Raw genomic sequence first — 24,723 nt, 5'->3', positions numbered from 1 at the left:
AAAGCAATATTTTTCGAAACCTACAATCCGATTTTAAAAGCTCAATTTTTAGCTCTCCTAAAAGCAAAAACACCACTCAAAATCAGCTCCCATCTTTAATCTTTCTTTAACTCAATTCTACATCAACAACACCCTGAATTAATTTCATAGCATTTGCGACATGTGAATTTACCTTATATCGCTTAGGAAGCGCAATTTCGACTTCTCGCAATCCATCCTCTTGAATTAAAATAAGCCCAACCTCTCCATTCCCCCCAAGATTTAAATTTTGTTCAATTTGTGGAAGCATATCAACTGTTTTTATAAAAAGACGCATCATTTTATGCTGTTGTAATGATTCATTTTCCAAAGACTGAATTGTTTCAATTCGCAAACTAACTCCTTCAGAACGATTTTCTGCGCTCACCGTAATAATAAAAGATTTTCCGGGTTCTAGCATCTCTTCATAATCCGAGAGTGCCTCAGAAAAGAGAACTGCTTCATATTGTCCACTTGTATCAGAAAAATGAATAATTCCCATTTTTTTACCAGATTTTGTTTTGCGCACGTTTTTTGCCACAACAGTTCCAGCAAGCCGTGCAGCCGTTGCTCCCCCTTTAACGGCATTGGCAAAATTACCCCAAGTCTGAATGCGTTTTTTGTTCAGAATAGCTTGATACTCCTCCAAAGGATGCGCAGAAAAGTAAAAACCTATAGCTTGAAATTCTCGATAAAGTTTCTCAGCCGGCAACCAAGGGGTTGTTTGCGATAAAATCAATGGTTCTTTTAATCCGCCTGCCATTCCAAATATATCAACCTGCCCGCTAGAATTGTCATCGAGAATACGAAGTGCACGCGCATGAAGGGTTCCAAGATTGGCTAATAAAACCTCACGTGCAATGTTAAAACAATCAAAAGCACCAGCACAAACTAAACTTTCCATCGCACGCTTATTAACAATACGAGGATCAACACGCGCACAAAAATCTTCCAAATCCTTAAAAATCTTATTCCCACGACAAGAAACAATATGATCTACAACAGTTTCTCCCACACCTTTAATGGCAGCAAGAGAATAATAAATACAGTTATCACCAACCTCAAAAACACGATGAGATGTTTGTATAGAAGGTGCAATAACTTCAATACCCAACCTTAATGCTTCACGCCGAAAATCATTGAGCTTATCTGTATTCGTCATATCATATGTCATTGAAGCAGCTAAAAACTCAACGGGATAGTTTGCTTTCATATAAGCCGTTTGGTAAGAAACAATTGCATAAGCAGCAGCGTGCGATTTATTAAAACCATAATCGGCAAATTTTGCTAAAAGATCAAAGATAATATCAGCTTGATCTTTATCCACGCCACCTGCAACAGCTCCATTGACAAAACGCGTACGCTGTTTTTGCATTTCAGCATGAATTTTTTTCCCCATAGCACGACGTAATAAATCAGCTTCTCCAAGCGAATAACCAGCAAGAACCTGAGCAATCTGCATCACCTGTTCTTGATAAACAATCACACCTTGTGTTTCTTTGATCAGATGATCTATTTTAGGATGAATAGAAGCAATTTCCTCTTCCCCATGTTTGCGTGCATTATAGGTTGGAATATTCTCCATTGGACCTGGACGATAAAGTGCGACCAGCGCAATAATATCTTCAATACGGTCTGGCTTCATTCCAATCAACGCCTTGCGCATACCAGAACTTTCCACCTGAAACACACCAACCGTTTCACCACGTGCCATCATAGCGTAGGTTGCTTCATCATTCAGAGGAATATTTGATAAATCTATTTTAATCCCCTTTCTGGCAACAAAATCGACTGCCATTTTCAAAACAGTAAGCGTTTTTAATCCAAGAAAATCAAATTTTACCAGCCCCGCCTGTTCCACATATTTCATGTTAAATTGTGTAACAGGCATATCAGAACGAGGATCACGATACATCGGGACAAGCTCCCAAAGTGGACGATCTCCGATAACAATCCCAGCAGCATGAGTTGAAGCATGACGATAAAGTCCCTCCAACTGAAGTGCTATATCTAATGCGCGGCCAACAACGGGATCTTTTTTCTTTTCCTCTTCAAATTTAGGTTCATCCTTAATAGCATCAGCCAATTCTACCTGACTTCCTGGCGTGGCAGGAATTAATTTTGTAAGATAATCCACCTGACGATAAGGAACTTCTAAAACACGCCCCACATCACGCAAAACTGCACGCGCCTGTAACTTACCAAAGGTAATAATTTGAGCAACTTGATCACGTCCATATTTTTTTTGAACATATTGAATAACTTCTTCGCGCCGCTCTTGACAAAAGTCGATATCAAAATCTGGCATCGAAACACGATCTGGGTTGAGAAAACGTTCAAAGAGAAGAGAAAACCGTAAGGGATCAACATCAGTAATCGTCAATGCATAAGCAACAAGTGAACCAGCACCAGAACCCCGTCCTGGTCCAACGGGAATATCATGAACCTTTGCCCATTTTATGAAATCTGAAACGATAAGAAAATATCCAGAAAATTGCATACGCGTAATAACTGAAATTTCATAATCAAGCCGCTGTTCATAATCTGCAATCGTATACCCTTCAGCCAACCCTATTGTTTCAAGCCGCATCTTCAAACCAGCTTTAGCTTGATTTAACAACTCACTATCTTCTATTTCTAAAGTATTTTCTGAATTAGCAGATTGTTCTATAAAACGAGGCAATATCGGTTTTCGAAGAGGCGTGGCAATATGACAACGCAATGCAATTTCAACACTATTTTCCAAAGCTTCTGGAAGATCAGAAAACAGTGTAACCATTTCATCTTGTGACTTCAAATAATGATCTGGCGTCACACGTTTGCGATCTGGATTAGAGACGATTTGTCCTTCTGAAGCAGCCATCAGCGCATCATGGGCTTCATATCCTTCTCTCTTCAGAAAAAAAGCTTCATTTGTTGCAACAAGAGGAATTTCATGCGCATAAGCCAATTCAATAAGATCAGCTTCTACTCTCTGATCATAAGAGCCATGCCGTTGTAACTCCACATAAAGACGATCAGCAAAAGATTTTTTCAAATAAATTAAGCGCTCAACAGCATGTTCTTTTTTCTCTTCTGCCAAAGAAAGATTAATAGGTCCTCCCTTTCCTCCCGTTAAAGCGATTATTCCTTCACTGTGTTCTGACAACCAATCAGCTTTAATATGAGGAGGATCAGTATCACATTTATCAAGATAAGCACGGCTAACAAGACGAACCAAATGAGCATAACCGGTTTTGCTAGCAGCCAAAAGAACAATAGAGCAGAAATCAGAAGAATTACGCCATTTAGCCAAACGTGAATGATCATTTTCATCACGAAAGTCAACAGTAAGCTGACAACCAATAATAGGTTGGACCCCATGAGAAAGACAATGCTGTGAAAATTCCAAAGCACCAAATAAATTATTGGTATCGGTAATAGCAACCGCTGGTGCATGATCTGAAATCGCCTGTTGAATAATTTGGGGGATTTTTAAAGCCCCCTCGAGCAAGGAATAAGCTGAATGCACTCTCAAATGAATAAAGCGAGGAAGAGAATTTTTGTTCTCTTGCATTTTATTTTTTACCACTCTCACAATTTCCCACTACAAAATCAATGCTAAACAGCACCCCTTATAAAAGAAAAAACTTCTGTTTATCATAACTTTAAAGCTATAAATTCATCATCATACATAGGAGAAATATCCCAATTTTATTAATATTTATAAGAGAGTTCTATCAAGAAAATGCTTCTATTCACAGCAAATAAACACCTAAAATAAAAAGAAAAACAATATATCTCATCTAAGCACTTTAATTTTTGACCCTTTAATTGTATTTTTCTTCCTAAAGTTCAATGTGTAAATAAAGCAACCTCCTCTTTATGACGTTATCCCCAAAAAGCTCTTCTAAAGGTCTAGAAAAAACAAAAAGGGCAGGTTAAGTTTGCTCATGCCTCCAAGTCTTCTTACCCCTCTTTTTAATTCTATTCGAACTCTTTCTGGTATTACACCTAAAGTCTATGGTTTATTGACCAAACTCTTAGATGTTAATCCTACACAACGAGAAGCAACCCTTATTGACCTTCTTCAATTAATGCCCCATTCCGTTATAGACCGCAGAATGCGTCCCAGCATTGCTTGTGCAAAAGAAGGAGATACTGTTACGCTCGAAATTATCATCGATCAACATCAATCACCACCCCGTGGTCACAACCGAATTCCCTATCGAGTTATTGCCCATGATCACACAGGAAAAATAAATTTAGTCTTTTTTCATGCTCAACCTCTTTGGCTAAAAAAACAACTCCCCGAAGGAAAAAAAGTCATTATATCAGGAAAAGTTGAATGGTTTAATGGACAGCTTTCAATGGCGCATCCAGACTATATTGCCCCGAGCGAACAATCAAATCAGATACCTCTCATCGAACCTGTCTATCCCTCTACTGCAGGACTAGCTGCAAAAACACTAAGACGCGCCATACAAAACGCTCTTGATTTTATTCCACTCCTCCCAGAATGGATAGATGAAAATGTGAAAAAGCAGCAAAATTTTCCTTCTTTTTCTGTTGCTTTACGCCGTATCCATGCGCCCATTAACCCCAACGATCTATCCTTAGAAAGTACAGCACGCAAACGTCTTGCCTATGATGAATTGCTCGCTTGTCAATTGGCACTAGGACTCGTGCGTTTGAAAACTAAATCTCTTGTTGGCACTTCTCGACCATCAACAGGAATTTATACTAAAAAATTGCTCAATATCCTCCCCTTTCAACTCACAACCGGACAAAAAAAAGCAGTAGAAGATATCGCAAATGATCTTGCTTCACCAGAACCGATGCTAAGACTACTTCAAGGTGATGTAGGCGCAGGAAAAACTGTTGTTGCATTGATGGCAATGGCACAAATTGCTGAAAATTCAGGACAATCAGCTTTAATGGCACCAACCGAAGTGCTTGCCAGGCAACATTTTGCCACCATCGCTCCTCTTGCCGAAAAGGTCGGATTACAAACAACCCTTTTAACAGGACGAGAAAAAGGGAAGTTGAGGACAAATATCGTGAATGATATTCTGTCAGGTCAAGTTTCTATTGTCATCGGAACCCATGCTCTCATACAAAACAGCGTTACTTATAATAATCTCGCTTTAACCATTATCGATGAACAACACCGTTTTGGTGTCCATCAACGTATCGCTCTTACAGAAAAAGGCAATAAAGCTGATATGCTGGTTATGACCGCCACACCCATTCCGCGCACACTCGTCTTAACAGCTTTTGGTGATATGGATGTCTCTAAAATTACCGAAAAACCAATGGGACGACAACCCATTACAACAGCAACGCTTTCTTTGAAACGTCTTCATGAGCTTATAGAGAGAATCGCAATTGCATTAGAAAAAGGAGAAAAGCTCTATTGGATTTGTCCTTTAGTAGAAGAATCGACAGCTCTTGATCTCACTTCAATTGAAAACCGCTTTGCATTTCTCCATGAGCGCTTTGGAGCACACGTTGGTATGATCCATGGAAAAATGTCTACAGCAGAAAAAGAAGCCGCTATGGCATCTTTTAAATGTGGAAATACACGTATTTTAGTTGCAACCACCGTCATTGAAGTGGGAGTAGATATTCCAGATGCTTCGATCATTATCATCGAACACGCGGAACATTTTGGCCTTTCACAATTGCACCAATTACGTGGACGTGTAGGACGAGGCGATAAAAAATCTTCCTGCATTTTGCTCTATAAAGATCCACTGACTAAAACAGCAGCAACACGCCTTAATATTATCCGCAATACAGAAGATGGTTTTGAAATTGCTGAAGAAGATTGGCGCCTACGAGGCGAAGGAGAACTTTTAGGTACAAAACAATCCGGAGTCCCTGAATTTCATATAGCAAACCTTGCAGTTCATAGCGATCTTTTGTCAATGGCAAGAAAAGATGCTCGTTTATTTTTACAACGCGATCCTCATCTTTCTTCTGAGCAAGGACAAGCTTTACGGTTGCTCCTTTATCTTTTCGGACACAACGATGCTGCACGCCTCTTACGAGCAGGATAACAAAGACCCTCTAATAAAAAACTTAAATACCTCTCTGTTCAAATATGATTTTCTCTCTTAGAATTACCCATAAATGATCTACGCAGTCTCTTAGCATCTTTATGCTTCATGAACGAATAACAAATCAACAGCACTATCTTCTCTCTCAATCTGAATTATTCTTGCATTAAAACAGTAGAAGCAATATTGCGTCTTTTTTTACCATTATATTCACATAACTGATCTATTTTTTGACAGGTAAGAAAATATTTTTCGTTTTATCGTAAAGGATTTAGAAAGAAAAAACTTTTCTTCAGTATTCTCGTTCAACAGAGAAAAATGAAAAAATAAGTTTCATTATAAATCAATTTCTTACACTTGATTATTCTCCAAAAGATTCAGAAATATACTTTTATTCAACCGTGACTGATTTTGCTAAATTACGGGGTTGATCAACATCTGTTCCTAATAAAACAGCCGTATGATAAGCGATTAACTGAACAGGGAGTGCATAAATAATAGGAGAAATAAATTCTGGAACATCTGGCAAAGTGATCGTTGATAAAGTCTTAAGACAAGCTACTTCTGCTCCTTTTTTATCGGTTATTAAAATAATACGACCATTACGCGCTACCACTTCTTGCATATTAGAAAAAGTTTTTTCAAACCACCGATCATACGGTGCAACAACAATAACGGGTATTGTCTCATCCACCAGAGCAATTGGTCCATGCTTTAATTCACCTGCCGCATAACCTTCAGCATGAATATAAGAAAGCTCTTTCAGTTTAAGGGCTCCCTCCAAAGCAATCGGATAAGAAGTTCCACGTCCCAGATAAAGAACACTTTTTGCATTCACCAAATCACGACAAATACATTCAATTTTTCTCTCTAGTTTTAAGACCTCATTTAAAATACGTGGAACTTCTGCCAACTGTTGAACCAGTTTCTTTTCCATTTGAGCCGAAAGATAGCCACGTTGTTTAGCAGCACTAAGTGCTAGTGAAGCAAGCGTTGCCAATTGACAGGTAAAAGCTTTTGTTGAAGCAACACCTATTTCCGGTCCGGCAAGTGTTGGGAGAATAAAATCAGCCTCCCTTGCCATTGTTGATTGCTCTACATTCACAATTGTTGCTGTTTGTACACCCCGCTCACGACAATAACGCAAAGAAGCCAATGTATCAGCTGTCTCACCAGATTGAGAAACAAACAGCGATAACACATCAGACGTTATAGGAGGTTCACGATAACGAAACTCCGAAGCAACATCATTATCAACACTTAAAGCGGCAAATTTCTCAAACCAATAGCGCGCAACTAAGGTTGAATAATACGCCGTTCCACAACTCGCAAAAAGGAGACGATGAATATTTTTCCAATCAATCAAATTCTCAAGGGGTCGAACGACATAATTTCCAAGATCAAGATAATGCGCCAAATTATGAGAAATCACTTCAGGTTGTTCAAACATTTCCTTGTGCATAAAATGACGATGATTACCCTTAGAAATCAATAAAGCCCCTTCAAGTAATGTCGTCACAGGACGTTTTACCGGTTGGTTATTAGCATCATAAATTGTAACACCCTCCCGTGTGAGAACAGCCCAATCCCCATCTTCCATATAGCTAATATAATCAACGAATGGTGCCAAAGCAATCGCATCTGACCCCACAAAAAATTCATCTTTTCCATAACCAATTGCCAGAGGTGGACCAGAACAAGCCGCAATCATAAGGTTATCTTCACCTTCGAAAATAAGAGCAATAGCAAAAGCCCCCTGCAGCCTTTTCCAACTGGTGCGTATGGCTTCTTGCGGAGAAAGACCATCTTTTAATGCACGCGTTATTAAATGTGCAATAACTTCCGTATCCGTCTCTGTTACAAAGATACAACCATCCTCTATGAGTTCCTTTTGCAGTTCTACAAAGTTTTCAATAATACCATTATGAACAATCGCAAGCTTTTCAGTCACATGGGGATGCGCATTGCGTTCAACAGCAATTCCATGCGTAGCCCAACGGGTATGACCAATCCCTAAATTTCCCTCCAGAGGTGTTTTTTTTAATTTTTCTTCTAAATGAACAAGCTTCCCCTCAGCACGTACACGATAAAGATGCCCATTATGGACCGTTGCCACCCCAGATGAATCATACCCTCTATATTCAAGACGTTTTAACCCCTCAACCAAAGAGGACGAAACACACCTCTTTCCAAGAATTCCAATAATTCCACACATTAAAAAGCTCCAACCCACATCTTAAGATTTAAATCTTATAAAACAATCCAACAGCCTTTATTTAAAACTATAAATAATAAAAATAATTCAAACATGGAGTACGGCAATCTTTAAGAATAAACCTCCCATCCATCATTAGATTAACACGAAACAAAAGAATAAGCTGAAAATAATCATTTTTTCTGTTTATTTTCTAACAAGCGCTCTCGAAATTTTGTCGCATAGCCCTCTTTTATAACCTGTCGTGCACGCCCAAAAGCCATACTGTTCATAGGAATATTTTCAGTAATAACACTTCCTGAAGCAACATAAGAGCCATCCCCTATTATCAATGGGGAAACAAGTGCCGTATTAGACCCAACAAAAGCATGATCACCAATCACGGTTTTATATTTGTTAAATCCATCATAATTGCAAGTAATTGTACCGGCTCCAATATTGGTATATGCACCAATTTCAGCATCACCAATATAACTTAAATGATTGATTTTAGAAGATTCTCCTACCTTAGCTTGTTTGACTTCACAAAAATTTCCAATCTTTACGGACTTCGCCAACTCTGTTCCAGGACGCAAACGTGCATAGGGACCAATCTGTGCATCTCTACCAACCACAGCACCTTCGAGATAACTAAATGCATGAATAACCGCACCAGATTGTACTTTTACGCTTAACCCAAAATAAACATTTGGTTCTATCACCACTCCTGGTTCAATTTCTGTATCATAAGAAAAATAGAGTGTTTCTGGCTTTAAGAGTGTAACACCCGATAACATTAAATCGCGCGCTTTACGTTTTTGCCACAAAGAATCAGCCTCAGAAAGCTCAAGACCATTGTTAATTCCTACAATATCTTCAAAAGGAACTTCAACAACACGCACATCTAATCCTTTGCGTGTTGCAAGAGAAGCAATATCTGTTAAGTAATATTCTTTTTTCACATTGTTATTACCAACTTTCTCTAAAAGAGAAAGTGCATGTTTTCCACGCATAGCGAGTATTCCACCGTTACAAAAAGAAATCTTTTTTTCTTCATCGCTAGCGTCTTTTTCTTCTACAATTGCAATTAATTGACCATTTTTCTCGAGAAGACGCCCATAACCTGTTGGATTTTTGGTATGAAAACCTGCAAAAACAACATCTGCTCCATCAGCAAGCTGTGCACGCATTTGGTGCAATGAATCTTGCTGAATGAGAGGAGTATCCCCAAAAACAATGAGAACATCATCCACTTCCTTTTGCAAAGCTGAACGAGCAGACAAAACAGCATGAGCTGTTCCTAAACGCTCTTTTTGTTCAAAAATCATTACATCTTTTACAAATGACTGAACAACGTGCGTAACCTCCTTAGCACCAAATCCCACAACAACTGCTAATTGTGAAGAGCCTGCCAATTCTATTTGTTTTAGAACATGGCATATAAGAGGCAATCCAGCAATTTTATGAAGTACCTTAGGCAGAGACGATTTCATGCGCGTCCCCTCACCTGCGGCAAGAACAATAGAAAGACAACTTCTAACCATAAAAACACATAAGACTAACGAGAAAATCCAAAAAAATTCATAATATTGTGCCAACGAATATCTTCAATATAACTCAACGAAGGATAATGTTCTAAAAGCCAAAATGAAAGATCCTGCATAGAACCTGTTAAAAACAAAATCCCTGTAAGAATAAGAAAAACACCAATAATTTTTTCAACTTTTCCTAAATGAATACGAAAAGCTCCTAAAAATCGCATAAAACTGCTCGAAAATAAAGCTGCTAACATAAAAGGAATAGCAAGACCTAATGCATAAACCGCTAAGAGAACAGCTCCCTCTCCCACAGTTTCTTTTGTTCCAGCAAGCGTTATAATAGGACCTAAAATAGGGCCAATACACGGTGTCCAACCAAAAGCAAAAGCTAAACCGATAATATACGCGCCTAAAGGACCAGCAGGTGTTTTTTTGGTCTGAAAACGCGCTTCACGAAATAAAAAAGCGATTTTGAAAATCCCCAAAAAATTTAAACCAAAAATAATAATGACAATTCCAGCAGCAAGAGCAAACCAATCACGATAATAACCGATGAATTTCCCAATTGTGCTAGCACTGGCACCTAAAGCAACAAAAACAGTCGTAAACCCAAGAACAAAAGCAATAACAGAAGACAGTAAAGCCCACCGTATAAAGACTTTCTCATCAGGCTTTTCTGAACGAAAATCATCAATACCAACCCCTGCCATATAGCACAAATAAGGAGGAACTAATGGCAAAACGCATGGTGACAAAAAAGAGAGTGCCCCAGCAAAAAACACACCAACTGTTGAAATTTCAATCAAAATTCATACCCCGTCTTTCATCATAGCTTACCCCCATGAACAACAATCAATCCACATCTTCATCAATTTGTTGCATATTTTGTTCATTCGCCACCACACTTATATCTTCATCATGACCAGAAACGACTGAAAAAACTTTCTGATAGATTTTATCTTTATTTTTAGCAATTGCAATATACTCTCCCTCCGCTAACACGAGTGAAACATACGCACCAACTGTTTCATAAACGATATCACCAGAATCATTGGCAAGAGACCAACTTGTATCTGCAAGCGCTTCCCCTCCTTCTTGCCGTACCAGTTTTAAGACAATCTGAGCGGCCTGATGTTCAAGAGTAACTTCTGTTATTTTACCAGCATCCACTTGAATATCCGAACGAGCCGTCGCATTAATGGAACCATAATGGGAAGCAACATGGTAGCGGCCAGCTTTTAAACGCACAACTGATTGGGGTTTAACATTTGATATAATCACTCCCGTATCATCATTTTCTTTTTCATCCTCATAAATGGTAAAACGGAGTTCCTTTTCATTCATTACGCCATTGAGCAGTGTTGCATTTAAAATGACACCACCAGCCTCAAGATTAAAGTTTTTTACAAGACTCTGCCCATTTTCTAAACGAATATGGCGCACAGCACTCATATGACCAAATGAGACATGAACAAGATAACTTCCTAGTTCGAGATCAAAACGTGCACTTCCCCCCTTATAGGTTGCCACTAATGGTAATTTATTATCAATCCCTAGAATAGGGGCATAAACCCGCCAGACAAGCCCTTTTTCAATATCCGGATGACTATTTGTTAATCGAGCATTCAAAATGAGTTGTGTTTGAGATGCTAAATTTTCGTTTTCCTGCTCTTGAGTCTTTACAATAAAACTCCTTGATTGTCCCTGCTGCTGATCTTGCCCTTCTCCTGCTTCAGAAAAAGCACAGTGGCTCCAAGTCAATAAAGCAAGCACCACGCACAACCATATACATCGGTGCACTATTTTTATAAGAATACCCATTTTTGCATTGTTGACCAACATGATCTTTTTTTCAAGAAACAATATCACACAGCCATCATTTTAAATTGAGAAACTTACACCACAACCACATGATGAAACAGCATTGGGATTGTGGATTTGAAAAGACTGCCCCATAAGATCATCAACAAAATCAATCTCAGCTCCTTCCATGAAAGGAAGTGATAGTAAATCAATAAACACAACTGCCCCGTCTTTTTTGAGAACGAGGTCATCTTCACACATTTCAGAAACCAAGTCATATTTATAAGAAAAACCAGAACACCCACCACCTTCAACAGAAATACGTAATGCTATTTTATCGGGTTCACGCAAAAGTATCTGTGCAATTTTTTTAGCAGCAACATCTGAAATTTTCACATTCATTTTATATATCCTTGCATTAAACCATCAAGAAAGAGTATCCCACACTCAAAGATCAGTTTATTTGTCATAAACCACTCTCGATTTTAAGATGATAATGGGCAGCTTGCAATGGATATAGGCAATATCAACTTCAATTACCAATCTCGAGCAGTGTACAGTGCTCATCCACAAACAAGCCGTGGTCGGTTATACCATGAAACGATGAGCACCACACGCTCACCTTTTCAACGAGATAGAGATCGTATTATCCATTCTAATGCATTTCGACGTCTTAAACATAAAACGCAAGTGTTTATTGCTGATGAAAGCGATCATTACCGTACTCGCCTAACCCATTCCATAGAGGTTTCTCAAATTGCAAGAACATTAGCCCGTGCCCTGTGTCTTGATGAAGACCTTGCCGAAGCCATTGCTCTTGTTCACGACTTTGGACACACACCCTTTGGCCATGCTGGAGAAGATGCTCTTAATGAAGCCATGGTACATTATGGCGGCTTTGATCATAATGCACAAGCATTACGCATTGTAACAAAACTAGAACAGCGCTATGCAAATTTTGATGGACTTAACCTTACATGGGAAACCCTCGAAGGACTTGTAAAGCACAATGGTCCCCTTTTAGGTCCCCACGCGAAGAATAAGGAGGTTCCTATCGATATTTTACAATACAATGCAAAGCAAGACCTTGCACTCGATTGTTTTGCAGGACTAGAAGCGCAATGTGCTGCTATTGCAGATGATATCGCATACAATGCGCATGATATTGATGATGGTCTACGTTCGCAATTTTTAACACTCGATCAATTTGAACATGTTTCACTAACAGCAGCAATATTAAAAGATATAACAGATGAGCATCCCCATCTCGACCAAACGCGTCGCGGTTACACACTTGTACGAAGACAAATAACAACCATGGTTGAAGATGTTATCAAACAGTCACAAAAAAATTTAGCACGCATCAAACCAACAAGCATAAACGATATTCACCAAGCAAAACAAACTATTGTCACCTTTTCACCAACAATGACCGTTTATGAAAAAGAACTAAAAAACTTTTTATTTAAAAATCTTTACTATCATGAACAAGTTCTTAGTCGTCGCAATGCAGCAAAATGCATTGTACAAAAATTATTCAATTGTTATTATGAAAATCCAAATACAATGCCTGAAAGTTGGCAGAGCAAAACAGTGCACTTAAAAAATCAAGAGTTAGCACGTTTGATTGCTGACTTTCTTTCAGGCATGACAGATCACTACGCTCTACGTGAATATCACCGTTTATTTGACCATACAGATAATTTCGTTTAATGGCTTTTGGCATCATCATGGAAGCTAAATATGAATATCTTTAAAAACTTCGAAAAAAAAATTAAGAGATCAATTGAATTATCTGATCTAAAAGGAAAAAATGGAGAAGATCTAGATTTATCAAAAATCACTGTTGATCCTCCACGTGATTCCTCCCATGGTCATTTATCAACCAATGCTGCTATGGTGCTTGCAAAATCTATTGGAATCAATCCACGTGCACTTGCAGATAAAATCATAGAACTTCTTAAAAATGATCCCTCTATCGAAAATATAGATGTTGCCGGTCCTGGTTTTATAAACATAAAGCTTACAAAATTATTTTGGCAAGATGCTATAAAATCCATGCTTGAATTAGGCACTTCTTATGGTCGTATTCCAATGGGACAAGGAAAACGCATCAATGTTGAATATGTCTCAGCAAATCCGACAGGACCAATGCATGTAGGACACTGCCGCGGAGCGGTTGTTGGGGATGTTCTCTCCAATTTGCTGCAATTTACGGGCTATAACATTACAAAAGAATATTATATCAATGATGCTGGTCAACAAATCGAAGTCCTCGCCCATTCTGTACTATTGCGCTATCGTGAGGCTCTTGGGCAAAAAATTAATGAAATTCCAGAAGGACTCTATCCTGGAGAATACTTGATACCATTGGGTCAATCGCTTGCTCAAGAGTTTGGTGACCAACTCCTCACGATGGATAAAGATGAAGCCTTATCTCTTGTGAAAGAACGTGCAATTCATGCAATGATGTCCATGATTCGCGAAGATTTGGCTGCTCTTAATATTTATCATGATATCTTTTTCTCTGAGCGAATGCTTTATGCTGATAATGCACGCGCCATTCGTAACACCATCAACGACCTCACTTTAAATGGTTATATCTACAAAGGAAAACTCCCCCCTCCCAAGGGACAAAATACAGAAGACTGGGAACCAAGCGAACAAACTTTGTTCCGTTCAACAAATGTCGGTGATGACCAAGACCGTGTTTTAGTCAAATCTGACGGTTCTTACACTTATTTTGCTGCTGATGTTGCTTATTTTCGGGATAAATTTAATCGTCATTTTGATGAAATGATTTATATTCTAGGCGCAGACCATGCTGGCTATGTAAAGCGGCTGGAGGCAATGGCAAAAGCAATTTCTGGGGATAAGGCTAAATTAAGTGTCTTCTTGTGTCAATTGGTAAAACTTTTTCGCAACGGTCATCCTGTACGCATGTCAAAAAGAGCAGGATCTTTTGTCACTCTACGGGATGTTGTCGAAGAGGTTGGGCGTGATCCTGTGCGTTTTATGATGCTATACCGTAAGTGTGAAGCACCTCTTGATTTTGATTTTGCAAAAGTAACAGAACAATCAAAAGATAACCCCATCTTTTACGTACAATATGCAAGTGCACGTTGTCACTCAGTCTTTCGTCAAGCACAAGAAGCGCTTCATATTAAAAGCTTTTCAAATGATACATTGATTGCCCATCTTCATCGATTAACAGATGACCATGAAATATTGTTAATACGCAAACTTTCTGAATATCCACGTATCATTGAACAGGCCGTAGTTCATAAGGAACCGCATCGATTAGCGTTTTATCTTTATGACCTTGCCTCCAATTTTCACACCCATTGGAATAAAGGGAGTGAAAATCTCAATTTACGCTTTATTCAACCTGATGATAAAGAGTTATCCTTTGCAAGATTAGGATTGATACAAGCTGTTATCAATATTTTATCATCAGGGCTTACCATCATAGGAGTCGAAGCACCCATAGAAATGCGTTGAAAAAGTTCTATAAATACATACAATAGGTACTCTATTGATAAACTTTTTCATGTATCATTGCATGAGAGGGGGAAAATTTATAATTTTAATATAACAAATCAAAATCAACCATTGATTGCACGTAAGTGCAAACCACCATGTGAGAAAAGCTATGAGCGATAACGATCGCAAAAATCTACACGAAACAAAACACGATCATGAACACCATGATCCTTTAGAAAGGCTTACGCGCATTTTTAATCCGCACAAACAAAGCGGAAACCAAAATGAGCAATCTTCTTTAAAAACAGATCGATCAACATCTCACCCCGAAATATCATCTCATGATGATGATTTTGATTTGTCCTTTCTAGAAGAGGAACTTGAAAATAATTTAGCACATGACTTACCGTTTGATGATCAAAAAAAACAATGGGACTTGTATGCAACCAGCAACGCAACAGCCTCAAATATTGCACAAGCTGCTTCTTTCAACCATTCAAAACAAAATAATTTATCTGAAGAGAAATATTCTTCACCTAGCAGTCATGATGAAGAACAAATTTTAGATGAGCTTTCTCCATTACCAATCCCAAAGAATCAATCACATCAACAGAAAACAACAGCAACCAGTGCTGATCCTTTTCTTGAAAAAAGTAATCTTATGTCACAATCAGAATCAGAAAATTTCTTTTTTGATAAATCTGAAAGGCGTGAAAATAAGAGAGAGATGCCAGAAGATGTTGAACAAACCAATCGTTTTTCACAAATAAATTCACAACAACCTGAGACTACGAATATACAAAAAACTTATGATGACAATCCAAACCTCTATGACACTCCTATAAACCATCCCTATAAAATTTCAGCTGATCAAGAAAATTGGATTAAAAAAGATTATCCTGATGCCTCCTCTTCTACAGAGGAAAATGAGTTTTTCTCATCTTCTAATCTTGTGTCAGAAAGACAAAACACTGCAAGAAATCAAACAACAAGTACCTTCTCCTCACCTTTAGATTCTCCACCAGTTGATAGACAATCTTATTTAAAGGGGGCTTCACAAGAAGATCATACAACCAATTATCCCCATTTTTTTGAAGCCCCCCCCTCACAACAAGAAACTTATAGCGAAAAAGTTCCGATATATGATGAGGCTCGAGCCCAATACATCAATAATGCCGAAGGTGCCTCTAACCCAAATAGAGAAATTTCATATAATGAAAATAATTTAGATGAGTTTCTTTCCTCATCACCCTCTTTAAATACAAAACAAACGGAGGGCTTTTTTGCCCATAACTATACGCACAGAGATACTCCCCCTCCCAATGTTGATACTTATAAATTTTCAGAGGAAATCGTAGAAAAAACTGGTCCTATTATGGTTCCAGAAGTCCCGTATGAAGCGCCAGAATATGATGTGCCAACTAATGGTGGTTTAGAAGAAGAATTTGCTGATGTACTCAATGTAGGAAATGTTCCAACAGATAATTTTTCTCAAAAACAACAGAAGAATGAAGTTTTTAGTGAAGTTTTTCATCAGTCTATGCAAAATTCAAAAGAAGGTGTTTATATAAACTCTAAAGAACAAAATTCCGACTATTCTTCTTCTGCCAATATGGAATATAATTTCCCCTCTTTTAGCGAGAATTCATCATACACAAGCTCAGATGAGGTTCCCACGCATCCATCAGCTCCTCCTCCCTTAAAAAGTTTTATTTTTGGTAAAACTTTCATTAAAGGTTTTTTTATACTTATTTTAATAGGAATTGGATTTGCAGGTTATTCTCACTTTTTTATGCCATCACAAAAAAATGAAGAAACGGTCATTATCCACGCTGATAATACGCCTTTTAAATTCAAACCAGAAACAACTGAAACGAAAAATGATGTTGCACATAATTTAGATATCTATAAACAAACAACTGAACAAAATGAGAAACAAGAAAATACACAACAATTTCTTATTGATAACTCTGAACAACCTGAAAATTTAAAAGAATTAAACCCTGAAGAATCTTCAAACGTTTCCTCATCGTCTTTAAATGAATCTGATGTTGAAGATGCAGTCACAGAAGCCATAAACCATACTATTCCAATGCGAGAAGTACAAACTGTTATTGTCAATCAAGATGGTACAGTTACACTAGCCCCCGCGCATCAAACAAACAGCAAAACTGCTGCTCAATCTGAAGAAAGCATTGATCAAGCTTCTAATGAACTTCAAGATTCGTCCCTTGTTTCGTCGCATGATTCTGATATAAACGACCAAGAAAGAGATCATGATCTCAAAAATAATATTGATAAAATAATTGCAGAAAATAATTCTAGCTCAAATATTGAAGAAAAATTTATCCCTATTCCTTCTCATGCAGAAAGAAATACACAAGTTGAAACACCAGCCGCGTCTCGCTCCACATCACCAAACAGAGTCGCAGCACAAAATTCAGAAAGTTATTACGTACAACTTGCATCTCAACCAACGCATGAGCTCGCTAGAAATTCTTTAAAAAATATGAAATCTAAATTTGGATTCCTTATCGGCGCCCGTTCTTTAAATATTCAATCCGCTTTTATACCAGGAAAAGGTACTTATTACCGTGTTCGGATTCAAGCGCAAGACCGTAATGAAGCCATAATCCTTTGTGAATCCATTAAAAGTTCTGGTGGAAGCTGCTTCATCACACGCTAAACCAAACATGCAACGGTTGTTAAAACCGTTGCATGATTTATTTTCATACCATTTAATTACTTATCAAAAACTTCAGAAATTAAAATCGTTCCAATCTTTTTATGTCTTTGTGCTGACTTTATTCCTTAATCTACGTCGATTTTCGCCCTATCTAAAAGATTATATTTATGAAAAAATCACTCCGTACCCTTATAGGTATAAGGTACAGGAGGAAGTGAATTTAAATCTTTTTTTGGCGTTGTTACACTTTGGCTTGTTTCTGGAGTATTATAACGCGAACTATGTTCAGGAGATTTTGCAAAAAAAGATCCTAAAAAACCAAAAATAAACCAGATAATAACCATCGCAAGAAGAATAGCAAAAATACCCTTAGCGATTGAAACACGTTGTTCACGACCTTTTCTTTCTGCGGCCATACGTTCTTCATATGTGTGATAATTTTTATCAATCATAGTGGATTCCTTTTCTCAATTCCCTTACCTTTAAATTTCTAGAAAATATGCATATATGAAATTATTCAGATACTTATTATGAGAAAACGATAATTATAGACAAAAGTTCCAGCTTACTTCATAAAGTTGAGAAAAAGAGGCGAGGATAGAATTAAAATATCTACCCTACCCTAGCCTTTGAATTCTATAATAAACCCCTTTTTATTCTATAATAAAACATTGACACAAAGGTTTTGTTAATAATAGAGTTATAATCAAAATATTTCATTATTTTTATTAATAAAAATGAAACATACTCAAAAGGTTTTTTATGAAATCTCCCATATCATCGCTTCCCTTTAAAATAGAAAAGCACCCATCTCCTCTGTCAGAAGAAAAATATGAAGAAATTTTAAAAAGTCCCGGTTTTGGTCAATTTTTTACAGACCACATGTGTACTATTCAATGGACTGAAGACAAAGGCTGGCACAATGCTATCATCTCTCAATACAAAGCTTTAGAAATTAACCCTGCAAGTACCGTTTTACATTACGGACAGGAAATTTTTGAGGGTTTAAAAGCATATCGTGCAAAAGATGGGCGCATCTTGCTCTTCCGTCCTGATGCCAATGCACAACGCTTTATAGAATCAGCGAGGCGTTTAGCTATGCCAGAATTGCCAAAAGATATTTTTCTGGATGCCGTTCATCAATTAGTAAAGATTGATCAAAAATGGGTTTCTGATCAGCCCAACGCTAGCCTCTATATCCGTCCATTTATGTTTGGCAATGAAAACTTTTTGGGAGTCCGCCCTTCTCAAGAATATCTTTTTTGTATCATAGCCTCTCCAGTTGAATCCTATTTCAAAGGAGAAGAAAAATCTGTCAGCGTCTGGATTGAAACAGATTATAGTCGTGCCGGTCCAAGAGGAACAGGGGCTGCCAAATGTGGTGGAAACTATGCAGCAAGCTTACTTGCACAAAAAAGTGCAACTGAAAACAATTGTAGCCAAGTACTCTTTCTTGATATGATTGAACATAAATGGATTGAAGAACTTGGTGGTATGAATGTCTGCTTTATTATGGACAATAATACACTTGTAACCCCCCCACTTAATGGAACTATCCTTCCAGGAATAACACGTCATTCACTCTTAGAGTTGGCAAAACAAATGGGATTAAAAATAGAAGAGCGTCCTTATTCTTTTGCAGCGCTTCAAGAAGATGCAAAGAGTGGACACCTTAAAGAATCCTTTGCTTGTGGTACAGCTGCCGTTGTCACATCAATTGGTCGTTTTAGATATAAAGGAGGAGAATTTATTATTGGAAATGAAACAGTTGGAGAAGTCACAAAGCAGCTTCGTACACAATTGGTTGGCATTCAAAAAGGGAACATAGAAGATAAAAATGGCTGGGTGCATTCTGTGCAACTCTCATAATATTAAGGGTATTCCCATATCTATAAACGCTTCCATGAAAGTAGCTTCATGGGAGCGTATTTCCTAAAAAACTCCTTTTATTTTTAGTGACAAAAAAAGAAAACATTAATCAAATTTTGAATGATCTCTATGCTGTGCTTTAATATTACGAACTGTACCCGTATGGGCGCGCATTACGAGAGTTTCCGTTTGAATGTAGTGAGGTGTAAATTTAACACCAGAAAGCATATTACCATCTGTCACCCCTGTTGCTGAAAACAAAACATCACCCTTTGCCATTTCTTCCATTGTATAAACCTTATTGGGATCACTAATCCCCATTTTAGCTGCACGAGCAATTTTCTCTTCTGTATCAAGCAGCAAACGACCTTGCATCTGTCCTCCAATGCAGCGCAAAGCAGCAGAAGCTAAAACACCTTCAGGTGCTCCACCAATCCCCATATAGATATCAATACCTGTTTCTTCTGGATCAGTTGTATCAATAACAGCAGCCACATCTCCATCCCCAATCAAGCGAATCGACGCCCCTGTCGCTCGTACTTCATCAACCAATTTTTCATGACGAGGTCTATCCATAATACAAACAACAATCTGATTAACAGCCACTCCTTTAGCCTTCGCAAGAGCATGTATATTATCGGTAGGAGAAGCATCTATATCGACTATTCCCTTTGGATAACCAGGACCAATAGCAATTTTGTTCATATAAACATCAGGAGCGTAAAGGAGATTACCCTTTTCAGCAATTGCAACTACTGCCAAAGAATTAGCAATATTTTTAGCACAAAGTGTTGTACCCTCTAGTGGATCAAGTGCAATATCGATCGCCAATCCACTTTGAAGACCCACTTTTTCTCCAATATAAAGCATAGGCGCTTCATCCCGCTCACCTTCACCAATCACCACTGTACCATCAATAGGCAATCGATTAAGTTCTTGCCGCATTGCATCTACAGCAGCCTGATCCGCTGCCTTTTCATCGCCACGTCCGCGCCAGCGTGCAGCAGCAACAGCAGCACGTTCAGTAACACGTACCAATTCAAGCGTCAAAATACGATCAAGTCCATTTAAAATCTTCTGAGTTGTGGGCATATGAAAAAATCCTACCGAATGAATACCAGAAAAATATGAGTCCTTATTAAATACTAAGAATAAAGTTTTTTGGCAAAGATGAAAATTTTTCACAAGAGATAAAAGAACTCAAGCGTGCGTTTTTATTATCAAGAAAGTTATCAATTCTTTGCCATAGGTTCAATACGAATAAATTGAGATTTTGCAACAAGATGTCCATCTTTTTCAATTTCTGCAAGTGCCTGTCGTACATTCACCTCTGTTGTTTCATGCGTAATTAAAATAATTGTTTTTTCAATTTGATCTTCTACAAAAGATCTTTGAACAATCGACTCCAATGAGATGTGATTATCAGCCATATGCCTTGCGACCGCGGCAAAAACACCAGTACGATCATGAACATTTAAACGAATAAAATAACCACCTGCATGATGCGAAATACGTGCTTTTTTATGAGGAGCAAGTTCTAATGCTGGACGTCTTAAAACAGGTGCATACTGAAAACCAGAACGCGCTTTTGCTATATCAGCCAAATCACCAATAACGGCTGATGCTGTTGCCTTTCCTCCAGCGCCAGGACCAGAAAACAGTAATTCACCTAATAAATCACTTTGAATAGAAAGAGCATTGGTTACACCATTTATCTGTGCAATCATTGAGGATGCTGGTACCATTGTTGGATGAACGCGTTGCTCTATTCCAGAATCCGTTTTTAATGCAACCCCTAAAAGCTTAATCCGATACCCCAATTCATCAGCTGCTCGAATATCAATTTGCGAAATATTATGAATTCCTTCAACATAAACATCATCTAACGAAATAGCTGTTCCAAATGCCAAGCTTGTCAACAAAGCTAATTTATGAGCAGTATCATTTCCCTCAATATCAAAAGTTGGATCTGCTTCAGCATACCCAAGTCTCTGTGCATCTGCTAAACAATCTTTAAATGAAAGACCTTCCGTAAACATGCGTGTTAATATATAATTACAGGTTCCATTGAGAATACCATAAATTCGCGATATGCGATTACTAACAAGTGATTCTCTCATCGCTTTGATGACAGGAATCCCCCCTGCAACAGCTGCTTCAAAATGAAGAAAAACACCTTTTTTTTCTGCAATTATAGCCAGCTCTACTCCATGTCGAGCAAGAAGAGCTTTATTGGCTGTTACAACATGATGTCCCGCCTCAAGCGCTCTCTTAACAGCGGTATACACCACATCCAATTCACCACCAATTAACTCTACAAAAACATCAATCTCATCAGAAGCAGCCAACTCCACAGGTGAATCAAACCATTTTATATCACTGAGATCAAGTCCACGATTGCGGCCTTTATCGCGCGCACTAACAGCAACAACTTTGATGAATCGCCCACATTGACAAGCTAAACTATTCGCTTTTTCACATAGAGCTCGAACAACTGAAGTACCAACCGTACCAAGTCCCGCAACACCAACTTTTAAAGCTTCTGCCATTATTAACCACTGATCCCTATCTTCATTGAAAAATCGTTTAAATGATGTGCCAATCAACACAAAGAATATTTACATCCATAAGAACAAAAGAAATACCCCGCTCTATTCACTTCATTTTTTCCAATAGAATTATCCCCGCTTGTTCAATCAACATTCCTAAAAATATAATATTTATTGTCTTCAAAGATTTCAGAATCTTTATAAAATATTTAATTCAGAATGAAAATCTGTAAAACTGATAAATGCAAGTTTCCATAAAGAAAAGTTCTAAAAAATAATCAATAACAAGTTAAAGAATATTGAAGACTTAGTAAGAAAGAATAAAACATCTCTTCTAAATCAACAAGTATGGAACAAAAAACATTCTTTTATATGATAAATTAAGAGAATGGATAAAATAAAGTAGATCAGTACATAATAACACATTTCTTCCTACCATTCCATAGCTTTAAATATAAATCTTTAATGCAAAATCTTAACGCACTCATATATCAAAATAGAACCTTACATTAAAGTAAAAAACAAAACTTAATATGCGCACACCATAATTCTGAAATATTATAAATATAGAGAATAAAGTTTCAAAATTTGAATATTTTATCTCAACTTATTGCCACCTCTTTAAAAAACTAGCGAATTGAAATGAAAAAAAACTCAATCTACCCTTTATCCACGCTAATTCATTTTCAAATCAAGAACCTTCTCAATATATAAAAGAGCAAATGAAGGGTTTTTAATCTTAAATTTCTTACAGACATGTAAAAGTAAATATAAAAAATATTTTTAATATATTCTATAAAAATTGATTTAATATTTTCATTTTTATTATACAGATATCTATTTATATTTTGTTAAATTGTAAGTAATCTATGGATTATTCATAAAAAAACTTTTGTATGATTGGTATTATTTGTTTATTTGGTAATAAATATTGTATTTCTACTTTATAAATTATACAGTTTTTGCTTTATGATAAGCTCAAATGAGAAATCTTCCGTATAAAGGCTCTTTCAAGCAAGTTAAATAATATTCTCATGTGACAACAAAGATAACAAACGATAAAATATGTAAAAAATAAATACATTTAAAATGCTGTTTTGATCATTTTTGCCTACTTTTCAAACTGAAAATAAATGCAAATATCATTTGCTGAGATGATACCCACATCAAAACTTTCTATCAATGATGATAACTTTACATTTTTTCTACAAAAAATCTTAGAAAATAAGATGATTCAAACAAGAGTTTCTCAAAAATTATTCAATAAAACACACTTTTTTCAAAAAAAATGACACAGAGGGCTTGCGAAGTAAAAAGATCCTCTCTATAAGCCTCATCATTGGTTTGCGCCCATCGTCTAGCGGTTAGGACATCGCCCTTTCACGGCGGAAACAGGGGTTCGATTCCCCTTGGGCGTACCATGTTTCTTTTTACTGTACACAGTCTATTGATTTTATATATCTTTTTTAAAGTACGGGATACGTGGATAAAAGTTAGGGAATAGGATTTTCTAACATTTCTCTACAACAGTAGCATTTTCTTTTCTTTGCGCTTCGCTAATCATCTCTAATAATGTTTTGAATGCTTCTAAATCCTCTTGTGAAAAATCTTTTAAAGTTCTAACAAACTCACCAACAGCTTCACGTCTCAACGGATCAGAAGTCTTGATTGTAAAACTTTTGCGACAAGCATCCGATTCTCTTCTCAAAATTTCTGCTACCTCTTGATCTAAAGCATAGAGTTCAATTATCTTTTCCTCCAGTCCTACAGGAACAGATTTTTTGCCAATTTCTACAGCAGATAAAAATGATACAGATATGTCTAATTTCTTAGCCATATCTAAAAGGCGTTCGGAGTGATCAATGCGAAGTTTCCGTAAAATTTTACCAAAAGATGTAACCATATAAAAAGTCCTATTAGAGAAGAAATATTTTCTTCTGATTCTAACAAATCTTTTTATGATTTTCTTCAATTATTACGAATCAAGAGTTCTTTTCGGGGTGGTTTTTTAGCAAAACCAGAGGTCCAAAGGGTCTCTAATTCTAAAAAGTCAAAATCCTTAAAGATCTCTCGAACCGCATCACAATCATTTAGACTCAAGACAAATTTGCCTTGTATGCTTTTGAGAACTTTTGCCATACTCACAAAATCATCTTCAACAAAATTCCCAGAGCTGTAACACTTCTTCTTCACAAGATAAGGCGGGTCTAGGTAAAATAAACTGTCGGGTGCATCAAATAGCTCGATAACCCGTTCCCACGACAAATTTAAGATTGTCGTATCAAGAAGCTTCTGTCTAACACGTCGCATCCTTGATAACAGCTTATCGGGATTAAATGCTATAGGCTTTTTCCTTCCAAAGCCAAAAGAGACATACTCTTTTTTCCCATACATCACACAACGTTGGAGAAACAAAAAACGTGCGGCTCTTTCAACTTTGGAAAGGCTCTCTGGTTCAATAGCCGCAAGTTCAAAAAACAACTGTCTTGAACAAACAAACCATTCTAGTCGTTTGGCTAAATCATCAAAGTCATTTTGAACA

The 24,723-nt window shown here is 37.3% G+C and carries 16 protein-coding genes and 1 tRNA gene; 6 read left to right on the top strand and 11 right to left on the bottom strand.

Annotation, left to right across the window (positions count from 1 at the left end):
- Positions 1-106 precede the first annotated feature (106 nt).
- Positions 107-3,574, bottom strand: coding sequence for a DNA polymerase III subunit alpha (gene dnaE, locus ACFIK7_RS06195; protein ID WP_375663123.1), 3,468 nt, complete (start codon positions 3,572-3,574; stop codon positions 107-109).
- A gap of 376 nt (positions 3,575-3,950) precedes the next feature.
- Between dnaE and recG the strand changes: the two genes are divergently transcribed.
- Entirely contained in the window at positions 3,951-6,059 is a 2,109-nt protein-coding gene (gene recG / locus ACFIK7_RS06190) for an ATP-dependent DNA helicase RecG (RefSeq protein ID WP_375663103.1), read from the top strand.
- Between the two features lie 391 nt (positions 6,060-6,450).
- Here recG and glmS read toward each other — a convergent pair whose 3' ends face one another.
- From glmS to ACFIK7_RS06165, 5 genes are all read right to left on the bottom strand, one after another.
- Positions 6,451-8,274, bottom strand: coding sequence for a glutamine--fructose-6-phosphate transaminase (isomerizing) (gene glmS / locus ACFIK7_RS06185; protein ID WP_375663102.1), 1,824 nt, complete (start codon positions 8,272-8,274; stop codon positions 6,451-6,453).
- 173 nt (positions 8,275-8,447) lie between these two features.
- The gene (gene glmU, locus ACFIK7_RS06180) at positions 8,448-9,797 is read right to left on the bottom strand and encodes a bifunctional UDP-N-acetylglucosamine diphosphorylase/glucosamine-1-phosphate N-acetyltransferase GlmU (RefSeq protein ID WP_375631249.1); all 1,350 of its coding nucleotides are present in this window, start codon (positions 9,795-9,797) and stop codon (positions 8,448-8,450) included.
- Positions 9,798-9,811: 14 nt separating this feature from the next.
- Complete coding sequence (locus ACFIK7_RS06175) at positions 9,812-10,600, bottom strand: cytochrome c biogenesis CcdA family protein (RefSeq protein ID WP_375631278.1); 789 nt, start codon at positions 10,598-10,600, stop codon at positions 9,812-9,814.
- A gap of 43 nt (positions 10,601-10,643) precedes the next feature.
- Entirely contained in the window at positions 10,644-11,633 is a 990-nt protein-coding gene (locus ACFIK7_RS06170; protein ID WP_375663122.1) for a carboxypeptidase regulatory-like domain-containing protein, read from the bottom strand.
- 39 nt (positions 11,634-11,672) lie between these two features.
- On the bottom strand, positions 11,673-11,996 hold the full coding sequence (locus ACFIK7_RS06165; protein WP_273791197.1) for an iron-sulfur cluster assembly accessory protein: 324 nt from the start codon (positions 11,994-11,996) through the stop codon (positions 11,673-11,675).
- Positions 11,997-12,104: 108 nt separating this feature from the next.
- Between ACFIK7_RS06165 and ACFIK7_RS06160 the strand changes: the two genes are divergently transcribed.
- From ACFIK7_RS06160 to ACFIK7_RS06150, 3 genes are all read left to right on the top strand, one after another.
- Positions 12,105-13,307: a deoxyguanosinetriphosphate triphosphohydrolase gene (locus ACFIK7_RS06160; RefSeq protein ID WP_273791198.1), complete on the top strand. Its 1,203-nt coding sequence runs from the start codon at positions 12,105-12,107 to the stop codon at positions 13,305-13,307.
- 30 nt (positions 13,308-13,337) lie between these two features.
- Positions 13,338-15,095 (top strand): arginine--tRNA ligase, encoded by a 1,758-nt coding sequence (gene argS / locus ACFIK7_RS06155; protein WP_375637463.1) that lies wholly within the window; start codon positions 13,338-13,340, stop codon positions 15,093-15,095.
- A gap of 151 nt (positions 15,096-15,246) precedes the next feature.
- A complete protein-coding gene (locus ACFIK7_RS06150; protein WP_375631247.1) occupies positions 15,247-17,763 on the top strand; it encodes an SPOR domain-containing protein in 2,517 nt (838 codons plus the stop codon).
- Positions 17,764-17,939: 176 nt separating this feature from the next.
- Here the strand turns inward: ACFIK7_RS06150 and ACFIK7_RS06145 are convergent, their stop codons facing one another.
- Positions 17,940-18,215: a hypothetical protein gene (locus tag ACFIK7_RS06145; RefSeq protein ID WP_273791201.1), complete on the bottom strand. Its 276-nt coding sequence runs from the start codon at positions 18,213-18,215 to the stop codon at positions 17,940-17,942.
- Between the two features lie 310 nt (positions 18,216-18,525).
- On the opposite strand from ACFIK7_RS06145, the gene ACFIK7_RS06140 reads away from it, so the two are divergent.
- The gene (locus ACFIK7_RS06140; RefSeq protein WP_375637461.1) at positions 18,526-19,632 is read left to right on the top strand and encodes a branched-chain amino acid aminotransferase; all 1,107 of its coding nucleotides are present in this window, start codon (positions 18,526-18,528) and stop codon (positions 19,630-19,632) included.
- Positions 19,633-19,737: 105 nt separating this feature from the next.
- Here ACFIK7_RS06140 and glpX read toward each other — a convergent pair whose 3' ends face one another.
- Positions 19,738-20,724 (bottom strand): class II fructose-bisphosphatase, encoded by a 987-nt coding sequence (gene glpX, locus ACFIK7_RS06135; protein WP_273791203.1) that lies wholly within the window; start codon positions 20,722-20,724, stop codon positions 19,738-19,740.
- 140 nt (positions 20,725-20,864) lie between these two features.
- Positions 20,865-22,181, bottom strand: coding sequence for a homoserine dehydrogenase (locus tag ACFIK7_RS06130; RefSeq protein ID WP_273791204.1), 1,317 nt, complete (start codon positions 22,179-22,181; stop codon positions 20,865-20,867).
- A 1,346-nt stretch (positions 22,182-23,527) separates the two neighbouring features.
- Here ACFIK7_RS06130 and ACFIK7_RS06125 point away from each other — a divergent pair.
- Positions 23,528-23,602: transfer RNA gene (locus ACFIK7_RS06125), tRNA-Glu, on the top strand.
- An 89-nt stretch (positions 23,603-23,691) separates the two neighbouring features.
- Here ACFIK7_RS06125 and ACFIK7_RS06120 read toward each other — a convergent pair.
- Entirely contained in the window at positions 23,692-24,084 is a 393-nt protein-coding gene (locus ACFIK7_RS06120; RefSeq protein ID WP_375663101.1) for a helix-turn-helix domain-containing protein, read from the bottom strand.
- A 65-nt stretch (positions 24,085-24,149) separates the two neighbouring features.
- On the bottom strand, positions 24,150-24,723 hold a 574-nt coding region (locus ACFIK7_RS06115), incomplete at its 5' end, for a DNA adenine methylase (RefSeq protein ID WP_375663100.1).

This window comes from Bartonella sp. CL266QHHD, assembly GCF_042195355.1.
Lineage (GTDB): Bacteria > Pseudomonadota > Alphaproteobacteria > Rhizobiales > Rhizobiaceae > Bartonella.
The sequence above is the reverse complement of the archived record's forward strand: the minus strand, read 5'-3'. Positions and strand labels throughout refer to the sequence as shown.